Source organism: Stieleria mannarensis (assembly GCF_014154935.1).
GTDB lineage: Bacteria > Planctomycetota > Planctomycetia > Pirellulales > Pirellulaceae > Stieleria > Stieleria mannarensis.
Genome location: NZ_JACEHH010000012.1, coordinates 74,956 through 88,944 on the forward strand (window position 1 = coordinate 74,956; position 13,989 = coordinate 88,944).

Genomic DNA, 13,989 nt, shown 5'->3' on the forward strand with positions numbered 1-13,989 from the left:
ATGAAGCGTGATGTTCCACGACGCCGTCAGTTGACGACGGAGGACTACTTTGATGGCGTGCGGGCCTGTGATATCACCGTGTTGCCGCGGGCATTGACGTTGATCGAATCCAGCAACCCGGGTCACCAACGCCAGGCCGAGGCGTTGCTGACACAACTGTTGCCGCATACCGGCAATGCGATCCGCGTGGGCATCACCGGCGCCCCCGGCGCCGGAAAGAGCACATTCATCGAGGCACTCGGATTGCAGTTGACCGCCCAGGGTCGGCGCGTCGCGGTGTTGGCCGTGGATCCATCCAGCGGCATCAGTGGCGGCAGCATCCTGGGCGACAAGACACGCATGGCGCGGTTGGCGGCCGAGCCCGACGCCTACATCCGGCCTTCCCCGTCGGCCGGCACGCTCGGCGGCGTGGCCAGCAAGACCCGCGAAAGCATGTTGGTGTGCGAAGCGGCCGGATACGAAGTGTTGTTGATCGAAACCGTCGGCGTCGGGCAATCCGAAACGATGGTCGCGGAAATGACGGATTGCTTTTTGACGCTGATGTTGCCTGGGGCCGGAGACGATTTGCAGGGGATCAAACGCGGGCTGTTGGAATTGGTCGACGTGATCGCGGTGAACAAGGCCGACGATGCGACCCGCAAAGCCGCCGAGGTGGCGGCGCATCAATACGAGATGGCGATCCATTCGATCCTGGGAAAACAAGACAACCCGCCACGCGTGTTGACCTGTAGCGCGCTGCACCACCAACGTGTCGACGAAGTCTGGCAGTCCATCGAAGACCGCTACACGGCGATGAAAGCCGATGGGGAATTGGTCGCCAAACGGCGTCGACAACAAGTTCGATGGTTGTGGGCGATCATCGAAGACCGAATGAAACAGGCCCTCCGCGAGCATCCGGGAGTACGTCGCATTCGTGACTCCCTAGAAGCCGACGTGCTGGACGGCAACCTGCCGCCCGAAGCGGCGGCCAGCAAGATCCTGGAAGCGTTCGGGTTGCAGGATCACTGCGGCGTTTAGTGAGTTTTTTGTTACCAAGACGCAACCGAGCACACCTGTGTGAACCGGCTGGGTTGTCAACAGAACTGGAATGCCATGAGTATTCGAAAAGAGTTTTTAACGGGTCTGGAAGAACGCCGCGCAAAGCTGCGATCGGGCGGCGGGGAAAGCCGGCATGCCAAACGCCGTGAAAAGGGAATGCTGTCGGCACGCGAGCGGCTGGATCTGTTCTTCGACGCCGACACGTTTCAGGAATGGGGCATGCACGTCGATCATTCCTGCCATGAATTCGGCATGGAGAAAAAGTCCATGCCCTGTGACGGCGTGGTCACCGGCGTGGGACGTGTCAACGGACGGCCCGCGGCCTCGTTCAGCCAGGACGCAACGGTCGGTGGCGGAGCGTTGGGGATGCGGCACAGCAAGAAGATTTGCGACATGATGGATTACGCCCTGGAAAGCGGGATGCCGTTTGTGGCGATCAACGATTCCGGGGGCGCTCGCATTCAAGAAGCCGTCGATTCGCTGTCGGGTTACGGTCAGGTCTTTTATCGCAACGTGATGCTTTCGGGCTGTGTCCCGCAAATCGGCGTGATCGCTGGGAACTGTGCCGGCGGGGCGGCTTATTCGCCGGCGCTGATGGATTTTTTGGTGATGACGCGTGAGAACGCCAACATGTTCATCTGCGGTCCCCAGGTCATCAAGGCGGCCACGGGCGTCGATTGCACGATGGAGGAAATCGGCAGCGCGACGGCCAACGCCGCGATCAGCGGCAACGTGCACTTCGTCGCCGACGATGACCGGCACGCGATGCAGATCGTCCAGCAGTTGCTGTCTTATCTGCCCCAGAATAATGCCGAAAACCCGCCGCACCAGTTGAGTGACGAGCTATGTCTGGACCCGGATTTGTCGATGAACGACGTGGTCCCGGAGAACATCAAGGATCCGATGGACATGTACGCGGTGATCGAGCGGATCGTCGACAAGGACGCATTTTTGGAAGTTCATCGCGGGTTCGCCCCCAACCTGATTGTCGGCTTCGCGCGGGTCGATGGCGTGGTGGTGGGCATCATCGCCAACCAGCCCAACGTGAAAGCGGGCACGCTGGACATCGATGCCTCGGACAAGGGCGCGCGGTTCATTCGTTTTTGCAATGCGTTCAACATTCCGCTGTTGACGTTGGTGGACGTTCCCGGGTTTCTGCCCGGTGTGGCACAGGAACAAGGCGGGATCATTCGTCACGGTGCGAAGATGTTGTTCGCTTACGCGTCGGCCACGGTTCCGAAGATCACCGTCATCACCCGCAAGGCCTATGGCGGTTCGTACCTGGCGATGTGCAGTCGCGATTTGAGGGCCGACATGGTGTTCGCATGGCCGACCGCGGAGATCGCGGTGATGGGCGCCGAGGGTGCCGTCAACGTGCTGTACCGCAAAGAGTTGGCCGAGGCCGAAGACAAAGCGGCGCTCCGCGAGAAGTTCATTCAAGAATACCGCGACCGATTCGCTTCACCGTACTTGGCGGCGTCGCATGGCATGATCACCGACGTGATCGTCCCGGCGCAAACCCGATCCGTTGTCTCACTCGCCCTCCAGAACACGCTGAACAAGAGCGAAACCCGTCCTCCTAAGAAGCATGGTTTGATTCCGCTATGAAAAGATTACGCATCACCGTTGGGAATAAATCGTATGACGTCACCGTGGAGGATCTCAGCGACGCGGACACGTATCAGGCCCCGATGCAACCTGCACCGGTGCAACCGTCCGGCGGCGCACCGGCGCCGGTAATCGCTCGCGAGTCGGCACCGGGGCCCGAGCAGCCGAGCGTCAGCGGTGCGGTGACCAGCCCGATGGCGGGCGCTATCCGATCGATCCTGGTCAAACCCGGCGACACGGTCAAGCGTGGACAGGGGATGGTCATCCTGGAAGCGATGAAGATGGAAAACCAGATCACCGCGCCGGTCGACGGCACGGTCAAGAGCATCGACGTCGCCGCGGGAGATTCGGTCGCCGAAGGCCAAACCCTGGTCGTACTGGAGTAAGTGATGTTGTTCTTGGCCCAGGAAGAAAGCAAGCGGCTGATCGAATTTTCGCTGGCCCCGTTGACCGAAGAGCACGGGATTCCGATGGCCATCATGGGCATCGTGGTCGTCTTTTCGGCGCTCGTGTTGATCGTTGTTTTTATCACGGTGCTGCCGCGTCTGGTCGCCCCGTTCAACAAACCCGCGGCGACGGAATCGGCCTCCGCACCGACCGCTCACGATGACGAGTTGCCCGAAGAGGTTCTGGTCGTCATCGCCGCCGCGGTGGCCGAAGCGATGGATCGACCGCACCGGATCGTCAAGATCCGTGGTTTGGGGGCCGGCGAGTACGCTTGGTCCTTGGAAGGACGGATGAAGCACCACATGTCGCACCGTATCGAACATCGAGACCGGAAGTGAACGCCATGGAATATTTGAGCCAAAAAGTAGTCCAGCTTTACGAGACGACGGCCTTTGCGGGGCTCGAAGCGGGCAACGTGGTCATGATGGTAATCGCCCTGGGTTTCATCTACCTGGCCATCACCAAACGCTATGAACCCTTGTTGTTGATCCCGATCGGATTCGGAATCATCGTCGGTAACATGCCGACCGAATCCGGAGTGCCGTTGGTGTTCGCCGAGGACAGTGTGCTGCGGTTCCTGTACTTTGGCGTCGAGAAAGAGATCTATCCGCCGTTGATCTTTTTGGGGATCGGCGCGATGACCGATTTTTCCACGATGCTGTCCAATCCAAAGTTGGTGCTGTTGGGGGCCGCGGCCCAGGTCGGTGTGTTTATGACCTATCTGGGAGCGTTATGTCTGGCGTTCACGCCCCAACAGGCCGGTGCGATCGGGATCATCGGCGGTGCCGACGGTCCGACGGCGATCTTCCTGGCGTCCAATTTGGCGCCCGAATTGTTGGGAGCCATCGCGATTGCGGCTTATTCCTACATGGCACTGGTGCCCGTTATCCAGCCGCCGATCATGCGGCTGTTGACGACCAAGCATGAGCGTCTGATTCGGATGAAGCCCTCGCGCAAGGTCACGCGTCAGGAATTGATCATGTTTCCGATCGTCGCGTTTCTGATCTGCACGCTGTTGGCCCCCGGTTCGATCGTGCTGATGGGAATGTTGTTCTTTGGAAACCTGTTGAAAGAATGTACGGTCACGGATCGATTGTCGTTGACGGCGCGGACGGCGATGATCGACATCGTCACGATCTTGTTGGGCTTTTGTGTCGGTGCCAGCACGACTGCGCAGTATTTCCTCAAGGGCGAGTCGATCTTGATCTTTGTGCTCGGTGCCGTCTCCTTTGCCGTGGCAACCGGTTGTGGCGTGTTGTTCGCCAAGGTCATGAACCTTTTTTTGAAGGAGAAGATCAACCCGCTGGTGGGCGCGGCCGGCGTGTCGGCGGTGCCCGGTTCGGCCCGCGTCGTGCAACTGGTCGGCCAGGAAGAAGACCCCGGAAACTATTTGTTGATGCACGCGATGGCCCCCAACGTCGCCGGCGTGATCGGTTCGGCGATCGCCGCCGGAGTTTTGTGGTCGCAGTTGGCGTCGTAGATGGGCTGCAGGCGAAGGCAGAATGATGGGGGAAGTTGATGGGGCTTGGGCCGCATCTGCTGGTTCATGACCGGCATCATCATCATTCTGCCTTCCCATCATTCTGGTAATTCCCTCGGGGACGGGTTCCGTTGCCCAACGCAGCGTACGGCGATGGCAGGCGGCTTGAATCCGTTTTATAATCCGTGGGGCAACGTCGTCCCTACGAGAGTGTTTTTCATGTCCGGCCCCACCTCTGTCAGTCTGCTGCAGCGGCTTCGTGATTCCGCCGACGAGGCGGCGTGGCAGCGGTTTTGCGATCTTTATTCGCCGATCATCCGGGGTTGGTTGATCCGCCGCGGATTGAATCAAAATGATGCCGATGACGTGCAGCAGAGTGTGATGGAAAAGCTGGCGGAGAAGCTTCCCGCGTTCGAGCACAACGGCAACACCGGTGCGTTTCGTTTGTGGCTGAAGAATGTGGTCGCAAACCGGCTGACGGTTGCTTGGCGAGAAAAGCAACGCCTGGGACAGGGTGCCGGCAGCGAGCAGGTCGGCGAAATGGCCAAACAGCTTGCCGATCCGAACAGCCAGTTGAGCCAGTTGTGGGACCAGGAATACCAACAACGCCTTTGCGAACGATTGCTCTCTCTGGCCAAACCCGATTTCTCGCCCCAAACGATGTCGGCCTTTCGGATGGTGTTTCTGGAAAACCGAAAGGCCAAGGAGGTCGGCGAAGAACTCGGGTTGACGGCCAACGCCGTGCGAATCGCCCAGTCCAGAGTGCTGAGCCGGTTGCGCGAGTTGGGCGAAGGGCTTTTGGACGATTAGCGATGCCACCGGTTTCGGCAGACTTGCATGAATCACCCTGACGACTCCGTCCTGCAACGATTCAAGTCGGGGCGTCTCTCATCCGGCGAGATCGACGAGCTGGAAAAGCACTTGGCTGAGTGCGATGCCTGTGGACAGCGGATCGACGATCTGGATGTCCAGCCGGATCCGTTGGTGCGTTTACTGTACGAGGGGATGGACGAAACGATTGTTCGTCCCATCCCTCATCAATCCGTCCCTTTTCAATCCGAGCCGAAGGGTCAACATTCACCGCCACCGATCCGGAAAGGTTCCGCCGGCGCCGGCCGCAGGGCGGACCCGACGCGGATTCCACACTATCAAGATCACCACCTGTTGGGACACGGCGGGATGGGCGTCGTGTATCGGGCCTTTGATCCGAGGGTCCGACGCCAGGTGGCGTTGAAAGTGATCGCGCCGCAGCGTGAATGGCGGCCCGAGGATCGTTCGCGGTTTCAAGTCGAAGCGGCCGCGGCGGCGCACCTGCAGCACGCCAACATCGTGCAAATCTTTGAATTCGGCGAAGCGGACGGGATCCTGTATTGCGCGTTCGAATATGTCGACGGTGGCACGTTGGCCCAGCGCATGCGTCGTCAACCGCTTTCGCCCAGCGAAACGGCACGGCTGTTGGCCACGATCGCCGACGCCGTCCATTACGCCCACAAGCGATCGGTTCTGCATCGTGATTTGAAACCCGACAATATCTTGATGACCGAAAATGGGACTCCGAAAATCGCCGACTTCGGGCTGGCCAAACGTTTGGATGACGCCGATTCGAAGACGATCACCGGTGTTCCGATGGGCACGCCGGCGTACATGTCACCCGAGCAAGCCGAAGGGTCCACGCGATTGACGCCGGCGACGGACATTTATTCGCTGGGCGCGATCATGTACCACTGCTTGGTCGGGCAACCGGTGTTCCAAGGCAGCGTGCTGACCGTGTTGGAAAACGTTCGCAGCACCGAACCGGTCCGGCCGAACGCGTTAAAACCTGGAATCGACCGCGATCTCGAAGCGATCTGTCTGCGATGCCTGCAAAAGGAACCCGGGCGACGGTTCGCGACGGCCGCCGAGCTGTCCGACGACCTGCGGCGGTTTTCGGCCGGTCTGCCGGTTCAATCGCGTGTGCCGTCACTTTGGGATCGCTGGCGCAAGAGCGCAAAACGTAATCCGTTGGCCACGACCTTCGGATCGCTGTTTGTCGTCTCGCTACTGGTCGCGTTGCCGATCGTCGTCGGACTGAACATCGTTCTTCGCCGGCAACAATCCGAGTTGCAGCAGAAACAATCCGCGCTCGAAAAGACGCTGGACCAAAGCCATCGATCGGCGTTTGCGCTTCAATTAAGACGTGCTGCCGATCTCGCCCCGCGAGATCCGACCAAAGCGATCGTGTACCTGGAGGATGAATCGATCTGTCGGCCCGAGTTGCGGAGTGTCTTTTGGCACGTCTTGAAGCGTTATTGTGATCAAAAACGGACCGTGTATTCCGAGGCGAGGGATGTCACGGCGATGGCGGTCTCGCCCGATGCCTCGATCGTCGCCCTCGGCACCTCGCAGGGCAAGCTGGTCATTCAGCCGCTGGACGCCCCGGTCGATGCCAAACAGATCGACGCTCACACCGAAGCGGTGACTTGCGTCCGTTTTCACCCCGACGGCCAATGGATGGCGACGTCGGGACAAGACGACGTGGCGTTGATTTGGGAGACGGATTCGTGGCAGAAAGTCCGAACGCTCGACGCGAGCGAGTCGCCGGTCGCGGTGGGGGATACCAACGCGATTGAGTTCTTGGGCAACGACCAGTGTCTGACGGCCCACAGCGACGGCGTGATCCGCCGATGGCCAGCTGCCGGCCCTGCGACGACGGTGGACAGCGGCAATGAGAATGGTTCGCTGATCGGCATGTCGATCAATGCCGACGAAAATCTGGTCGCGAGCTGTGCCCGAGAGCCGACGGGGGAAATCCGAGTGCGTACGATCCCCGGCTGGCAGGATGTTGGTGCGACGATGTCGGAGGATGCCAATGCACTTGCGTTTCACCCATGGCAACCGGCCGTGTTGGTCTCCACCGGCGCACGTCGGATGGTACGCGAGTGGTCGGTTTCCGACAACCGGATCAGCGTCGCCCGAGAATTTGAGGGCGCGTTTTCCGAGAAGGGCAGTTGTATCGCCTTCTCCGCCGACGGCAGCTTGTTGGCCGCAGGAAGCTATGACCAGAGCGTTCGGGTTTGGGATTTTGAATCTGGACGCATGTTGTTTGTCGCACAGTGCGGAGCCGAGGTGCTGTCGTTGGCCTTTGAGGAATCCGATCGGTTGTGGGTGGGGCGACGCGATCAAGCGACCGAAGTTTGGGATCTGAATCGGTCGATGGAGCCGCCTTACCTGGTCGCCGATGCCGATCCATCGGATCGTGTGATCGGGCGTCTGGTTTTTGATTCCGCCACGGAACAATTGGTGTCTTGTGATTTGGCCGGCCAGATCGCTCGCTGGGATCCGCTGACCGGTCGCCGTCTGCAGGTCTGGAACTCACCCGGCAGTGCTTCCATCAACGCGATGGCTGTCGATCGCGAAGGATGGCTTGCTTGGGCCTCGGGCGAATCGGTTTTCACCTGCCGATCGACCGAGGACTTGTCTGACGCGATGCCGTTGACCGACGAGGAACTGTCGACCGAGTCGATTGCCGTGACGCCCGAGGGGATCGTCGTCGCCACGACCGATTATCGATTGATGATGCTGCGTCCAGGGCAGCGCAGCCCCGTCTGGCAAACCGAGCTTGCAGTGCTCGAATTGCACTATTGCAAAACCGCGAAACGGTTGTTCGGTCTGGTCGATCGCTATGGGATCGATGACAAATCGGAAGTTTGGATCGGGGATCCAAAGACGGGCAAAGGACGTTCGATCGAGTTTCCGTTTTCCGTCGTCGCCATGGCCGTCTCCGATGACGCCGCACAGATTGCCGTGGCGAACGAATCGGGGCAATTGATCCTGGCGGATTTAGACGGCAACGTGATCTCGCGTTCCACATCAGAGCAAAACACGTACATCACGTCACTGGCCTTTGTCGACCGAAGTCACACGTTGGTCTCGTCGGAAGAGCCGGGGAGACTGCGGTTTTGGGATCCACGGACCAGGCCGACGATGACGCAGCGAGGATCGATTCTCCTGTCCGGCAAAGCACCGACGGCGATCGCGGTCGACGACGCCGGATCACGGTTGTTCGTCGGTAGCGAGGACGGTTCGATTCGCGTACTGGAGTACTAGACACCAACACTCATGCCCACTACCTGTCGCCGGGTTGATAGTAATGAAACACGCACGACAGAACCGGCGTTGGATCCCAGGGAATCGGATCGACCAGGCGGACCCGTTGGGTGGTGACGCGTGATCCCGCCTGGATGACGCCGCGGGTGACGTACTTGTCCGGCGTGATGGTGGCGGATTCGCTGTCCGCTTGGCCGATCGCCAGGCTTTGAAGTTCGGGGGCGATCGTATCTTCTGGTTCACCCTGCTGAAAAACCGTGATCGAGATCGTACCGACATCCGCACCGTAAACCGATTCCAGTTCACGCGATCGCTGGGCCGAGGCGATCTGGAAGGCGTCGGCTTGGCCGTCATCTTTCTGAAACCCTTTGATCATGATGGCGGGGTCGCCTTTGTGCAGCACGTACTTGGGGCCGGCAAAGTCGACCAGGCGTTTTCGCCACAACACGTTCTCGCCGTTGACTTTGACGACTGCCGCAAAGGTTCTGTCGGATTGGTCCAGACGTTTCAATTTCAGCCAAACGTGTTGGCCTTGCCGCGGCTCGGGCAGCACGGCCATGCCATCGACGATTCGGGGCGGCACGGGGGTCCCGTCGTAAAACACTTCAAAGGAGATCAGCGGATTGCGTTTCGCCGGGTGGTTGCGTTCGGGGTCACGGAGTGTTTCCAGGGCGCTCAAATGCACCTGGTCGGCCGATCCGCCGTCACGAAGGTGGTACGGCACACCCAACTGATTCAGAATGCACATCTTGGTATTGGCGTCAAAGTCGTCCAGCGAATACAGGGGACGCTGGCGGCGATCGTGGACCGATTGCAGGATCACCCGGACGCTGGCCAAGTCTTGCCGAACGACGATGCGGCCGGTCACGAAAGTGTCCACCTTGGCCGGCTTCCCATCGGGCAAGCGATAGTTTGCCGCAAACAACCGTTGCCGTCCGGCTTCGGAACGATGATTCGCCCCGGCCGTTTTGCTGGCCACCTCGCTGGCGTTTTTGACGATCTGCAAGTTGCCATTGGACGCGTATCGTCGCAAGGCGGTTTCCAACCAGTCGCCGCATTCGCTGCTGAGCGTATCATCGCCGCGGACCGAACGCCGGTGCTGGTCGCGAACCTCGAACTTTAAGACGCCGACGACTCGCGATCCTTGTTGTTGCAGTTCGCGGGCGACCGACGCCGCCTTGTCGTTGATTTCGCTAATTAAATTGCCCGCTCGGTCCGCCCGGCACTGGACGCTCCAGAGCAGCGCGAGTAAACCGATCAGAATTCGTGGGAAGTGCTGGATTGCCATTTCATTTCCAAAAAACGTGTGTCCCTTGCGACGCCCCCATGGCGGCGACGTTCTCGTGCTGGACAACGCCGACTCGATGTAGCTACGCTCGCCAGAGCGTGGATGATGTCGGGGATCCACCTTTGGGCGAAGGTAGCTACGTTTGACCGGCGAATCACGATGTTTCGAGAGCAAAGTGGCGTTGTCCAACGAGGGAAAGACAGACGCAACGCAAATCGTTTCAGGAATCCGTAGACTTTTGGCGTTCTTTTTCGTCCTCCGAGTCACGGTCGAACAACCAGGGCAAGTCGGCGATCCGGATCGGAGTCGCTTTGACGGGGCCGAGGTGCCCGTTGTTTTCCAGCTTCTTGCGTTTCTGCTCCATTTTGACCTGCTGCCGATGCCCCGATTCGTACTTGACCGCCTGGCCGGACCAGCCTTGAACGCGGTGGATGTAGTTGGACGGCATCTGGACATAACCTCCGCCACGGCGGACGAATCCCGCCGGTATTCGGGCTTTGCCGGCGGCGACTGACGCAATCGTGGCTGGAATGTCGGCATAGTAGGCGGCGGAGTCTGCGATCCGACGGGGGTAGTTGGGAATGCCGAACGAAGGGACGTAGACTCCGGGAATCGAATTCAACAGCCCAGACGCCCTGGCCGCCCGGTAGTTGAACTCGTCGATTCCTCGGCCGAGATTTTGACCGGCGGCTCGAATCCGCTCTCCCGGCTCTCGCATCTGGACTGCGATTTGATCGAGTCGACGGGCCGGCAATTCCATGCGATCGGCCAACTGAGACATTTGATTGGCGGCGTAATCAAATCGATTGGCGACCCCGGAGGCACTTGCACCCATCGGTCGCATCACCGTGCTGGGCGTGTAGACGTCGACGGCGTCGGGCAACCAGTGCACCAGGTCGCGGCTGATCCAATAGGGACCGATCGGTTCGTCATTGAGCGTGTCAAAACGTAGCCATTGCTGGTCGTCGACGTCGCGAACGTCAACGATTTTGATTTTGGATTCTCGCGCGATCGTGGCCGCCGGACCGCTTCCCGGTTCACTGAATACCTGCACTCGTGTCACGTCGGTCTCACGTTTGATTTTCGGCACGGGAACCCCATTGGCGTCGACCAGCCGGTTCCCCTGGTCATCGCTGACGAAGTGTCGATGCAAACTCTGGTCATCGGAAACGACGAACAAGGTAAAGTTTTCAGCGCCACGATTGAAACCATCCAAGGCTTCGGCGAACAGGCCGGCTTGTCGATAGGTGATGCCACGGGCCAAGTGCGCCAGCCGACAGTCGGCGTTGATCTCCAGCGCCGCCCGGATTCGATTGCCGAGCAAATAATTCAAGTACCCGCGCTGTGTGTTTTGCAACCGAGCGAACTCTTCGTCCGATCGATCGACGGAGATTTGTTGTCGAAACAAGGCTTCGGACGTTCGCAGGTTGACAAGCATGTCATCGGCGATCTGATCGGCCGAGCGTCTTGCTTCGGCTTGCACGTCGCCGGTGGTCAGCGTGCGGCGTGCGACCAAATTGCTGACGGTGGCCAGTTCGAACGGCGGTGCCAGTCCGAACAGTTCTGGCGTTTGACGGGTGGGTGGGCTTCCCGGTTTGGCCTCGAACGCGTCAACCGTTTCGCTTGTCTTGACGAACGCATAGGTGAACAATTCGAACAGTCCGACCCGTCCGTCGTGATCGCCCAGCAAGTCGGCGGCGCCTTCCAACCCCTGTGCCAAATAGTAGGTGAAGACGGGGTGTTGTTCGCCTTGGACGATGTCATTGCTGATCCACGATCGTTGGCCTTCGCTGCAACTGCTGAGAATCCAGACATCATCGGCGACGTCTTCGATCGTCGAAAGCGACGACACCAGTCCGCGATACTGGTCCGACGCGGCGTTTCGGCAGGCATCGACGACGATCAGTTTGTTTTCCGCGGCACAGTTGGCAGGCTTGGCGAAGACGTTGGCCAGGGCGTTGATCGAAATCAGACCGGCAGCATCGGGGTTGGGATCGGCCAGGGATTCGTCGTTGGTGTCTTGCGCGCAGTAGTAGCTTTTGCCCTCGTGCGTGATGCCGTGGCCGATAAAGAAGATCGTTGCGACGCCGGCATCGGCTCGGGAAAGAAACTCGAAGAACTGTTTTTCGATGTTCACGCTGGTCGGACGCAACGATTCGGATTCCGCATCGTCGTAAATCAACGTGATATCGTCTTCGTCGTAACCACCCCGACGGAGCGCCGCGGCGATCAGTTCGGCGTCGCGGTTGGTCCCTGAAAGCGAGGGCAGTTCGCCGGCTTGGGAATAGTCCCGCGTGGCGACGATTAACGCAGAATACTTCGTGGGAGTCGCCGGTTGAGATGGCTGATTTGTGGCGCCGGTCGTCCCACGCCCCGTCACCGCCGGAGACGTCGATGTGGTCGTTCCCTGCCGATTGATCGTTTGCGACGGCGCCACGGGCCGACTGGTCGCTTGCGGTCGATAGGAACGCGGACGCGGCTGCGCGTTGGACATCGCTTGCTGGGCGATCCCTCGCGCGATCCCTTGCCACTGAGCATCGGCCCGGCCGTGGGGCAGTGCGACAATGCAGCTGAGCGCAAGGGTGAAGGTTAAAATTCGCATGACTTCGTTTCCGATGGATGTGGTGGGGCGAGTCATCTTATTCTTCTGACGCATTGGTACTGGGTGCTCCGGCGGGCGATTGAATCCTCACCAGTTGGTTTTTCAGATACTCACTGGGAACGACTTGCGAGCTGGCCCCGCGGAAATCGCTCGTCCGCACAAATCCATCCGGGGGCAGGTTCACATCGGCAAACCGCAACGTTCCGCCATCGACGACGGGACGGCGAACCGATTCGACCTCCAGCCAGGTGCCTTGTCGCCGGTCGATCCGGACCACCGTCCCGATCTCCAGGGTTGCTACGGGAACAGGATTCAATGCGACAAAGAGCGGGGTGGGTTTTTCGATGATCAATTGCCACGAACGCTCGGGTTTGACCGATGGGGCAAAGACCGCGTCAAACCCTCGGTACAAGACGTCGGCCGAGCGCAGGGAGTCGTTGATGGACGCTTCGATCTGGTCGTCGCGGCAGAGTCGTTTGGCTCGGTCAAGAAGATTGATCGCGGCCTTCGCATCGAGTTCCAGGTGCAAGGCTTGCATGGCCTCGGCGGCCAGACGTCGTGCCTGCCGGTTTAATTGATCTGCATAGCGCGTTTGTTCCGGCGACGTCACAAGAAACAGACTTTCATTGCCGGACAGTTTGCCTGCGATCCGAGGAACCGAAACACGGGCATCGGCGGCAAAGTCCGAAGCATAACGCGTCAATTCTTGCGCCGAGACGCCTCCGCTGCGATCACGATCGGCGTGTGAGTCCAGACCGTCAAACAACGACCAGCTGAACGCGGTCAATGTCACCCCGCTGCGAGTCATCAATTTACTCTGACGCCCCACGGCGATCACTTGACCGGCCGCGGGGACCGGCAACGAGCGCCCGAATCGCGCCGCCGCTTCTTCCGGAATCCCCACGCCGTGGCTGTGCCCATCGATCAGGATCATTTGTTGGGTGTCGGTGATGTCCGCCAGATTGCGCCCCAATGCCGCAACGTCGATCGCTTCGCCGGCGACGCTTCCGTCGGCGGCCAGCTCGGTCGCATAGCTCGCCAGATAATCCGCTCCGCCCGAATGAAAGCCATACGACTGCGCGATCAGCACCACGATGTCACCCGGGGAAACGGACAAGACCGCATCTTCGATCGCGTCGTGCAGTCCTTTTTTGGTCGCAGCGGGGCCGGTCAAGATTCGCATCTGTTGACGCTGGAAACCACTGCGTTCCAACTGCCGCGGAAGTCCCTTGGCGCTCAGAGCATGGTAAGCCGCGCCGGGCAGCGATTGGTATTGCCCCGGTGCAAAGACGATCGCATGGCGGGTTTGTGCCTGGACCGTTGTGGCATCTGCCCCCGCGATGAAGGCGGCCAATGCGACAATGATCCACGTGCAAGCGTTGTGCCGCCCGACGGGACATTTTAATGGAGCGATGAAATACATGATGCTGGAAACGTTGA

The 13,989-nt window shown here is 59.8% G+C and carries 10 protein-coding genes; 7 read left to right on the forward strand and 3 right to left on the reverse strand.

Annotated features, from left to right (window positions below):
- The 7 genes from meaB (at position 1) to H1B37_RS10305 (ending at position 8,659) form a co-directional block, all read left to right on the forward strand.
- Positions 1-1,017 carry a methylmalonyl Co-A mutase-associated GTPase MeaB gene (meaB, locus tag H1B37_RS10275; protein WP_182866555.1) on the forward strand — a complete coding sequence of 339 codons (1,017 nt, stop codon included), beginning with the start codon at positions 1-3 and terminating at the stop codon, positions 1,015-1,017.
- A gap of 75 nt (positions 1,018-1,092) precedes the next feature.
- Positions 1,093-2,646, forward strand: coding sequence for an acyl-CoA carboxylase subunit beta (locus H1B37_RS10280; RefSeq protein ID WP_182866556.1), 1,554 nt, complete (start codon positions 1,093-1,095; stop codon positions 2,644-2,646).
- Complete coding sequence (locus H1B37_RS10285) at positions 2,643-3,032, forward strand: biotin/lipoyl-containing protein (RefSeq protein ID WP_182866557.1); 390 nt, start codon at positions 2,643-2,645, stop codon at positions 3,030-3,032. The genes H1B37_RS10280 and H1B37_RS10285 overlap by 4 nt, the downstream gene beginning before the upstream one ends.
- 3 nt (positions 3,033-3,035) lie before the next feature.
- Positions 3,036-3,431: an OadG family protein gene (locus tag H1B37_RS10290; RefSeq protein ID WP_182866558.1), complete on the forward strand. Its 396-nt coding sequence runs from the start codon at positions 3,036-3,038 to the stop codon at positions 3,429-3,431.
- A 5-nt stretch (positions 3,432-3,436) separates the two neighbouring features.
- Positions 3,437-4,573 (forward strand): sodium ion-translocating decarboxylase subunit beta, encoded by a 1,137-nt coding sequence (locus H1B37_RS10295; protein WP_182866559.1) that lies wholly within the window; start codon positions 3,437-3,439, stop codon positions 4,571-4,573.
- A gap of 219 nt (positions 4,574-4,792) precedes the next feature.
- A complete protein-coding gene (locus tag H1B37_RS10300; protein WP_182866560.1) occupies positions 4,793-5,383 on the forward strand; it encodes an RNA polymerase sigma factor in 591 nt (196 codons plus the stop codon).
- Positions 5,384-5,410: 27 nt separating this feature from the next.
- Complete coding sequence (locus H1B37_RS10305) at positions 5,411-8,659, forward strand: WD40 repeat domain-containing serine/threonine protein kinase (protein ID WP_182866561.1); 3,249 nt, start codon at positions 5,411-5,413, stop codon at positions 8,657-8,659.
- A gap of 19 nt (positions 8,660-8,678) precedes the next feature.
- Here the strand turns inward: H1B37_RS10305 and H1B37_RS10310 are convergent, their stop codons facing one another.
- The 3 genes from H1B37_RS10310 to H1B37_RS10320 form a co-directional block, all read right to left on the reverse strand.
- Entirely contained in the window at positions 8,679-9,947 is a 1,269-nt protein-coding gene (locus H1B37_RS10310) for a hypothetical protein (protein ID WP_182866562.1), read from the reverse strand.
- Positions 9,948-10,167: 220 nt separating this feature from the next.
- A complete protein-coding gene (locus tag H1B37_RS10315) occupies positions 10,168-12,549 on the reverse strand; it encodes a caspase family protein (protein ID WP_182866563.1) in 2,382 nt (793 codons plus the stop codon).
- Between the two features lie 37 nt (positions 12,550-12,586).
- Complete coding sequence (locus tag H1B37_RS10320; RefSeq protein WP_182866564.1) at positions 12,587-13,972, reverse strand: hypothetical protein; 1,386 nt, start codon at positions 13,970-13,972, stop codon at positions 12,587-12,589.
- Positions 13,973-13,989 lie beyond the last annotated feature (17 nt).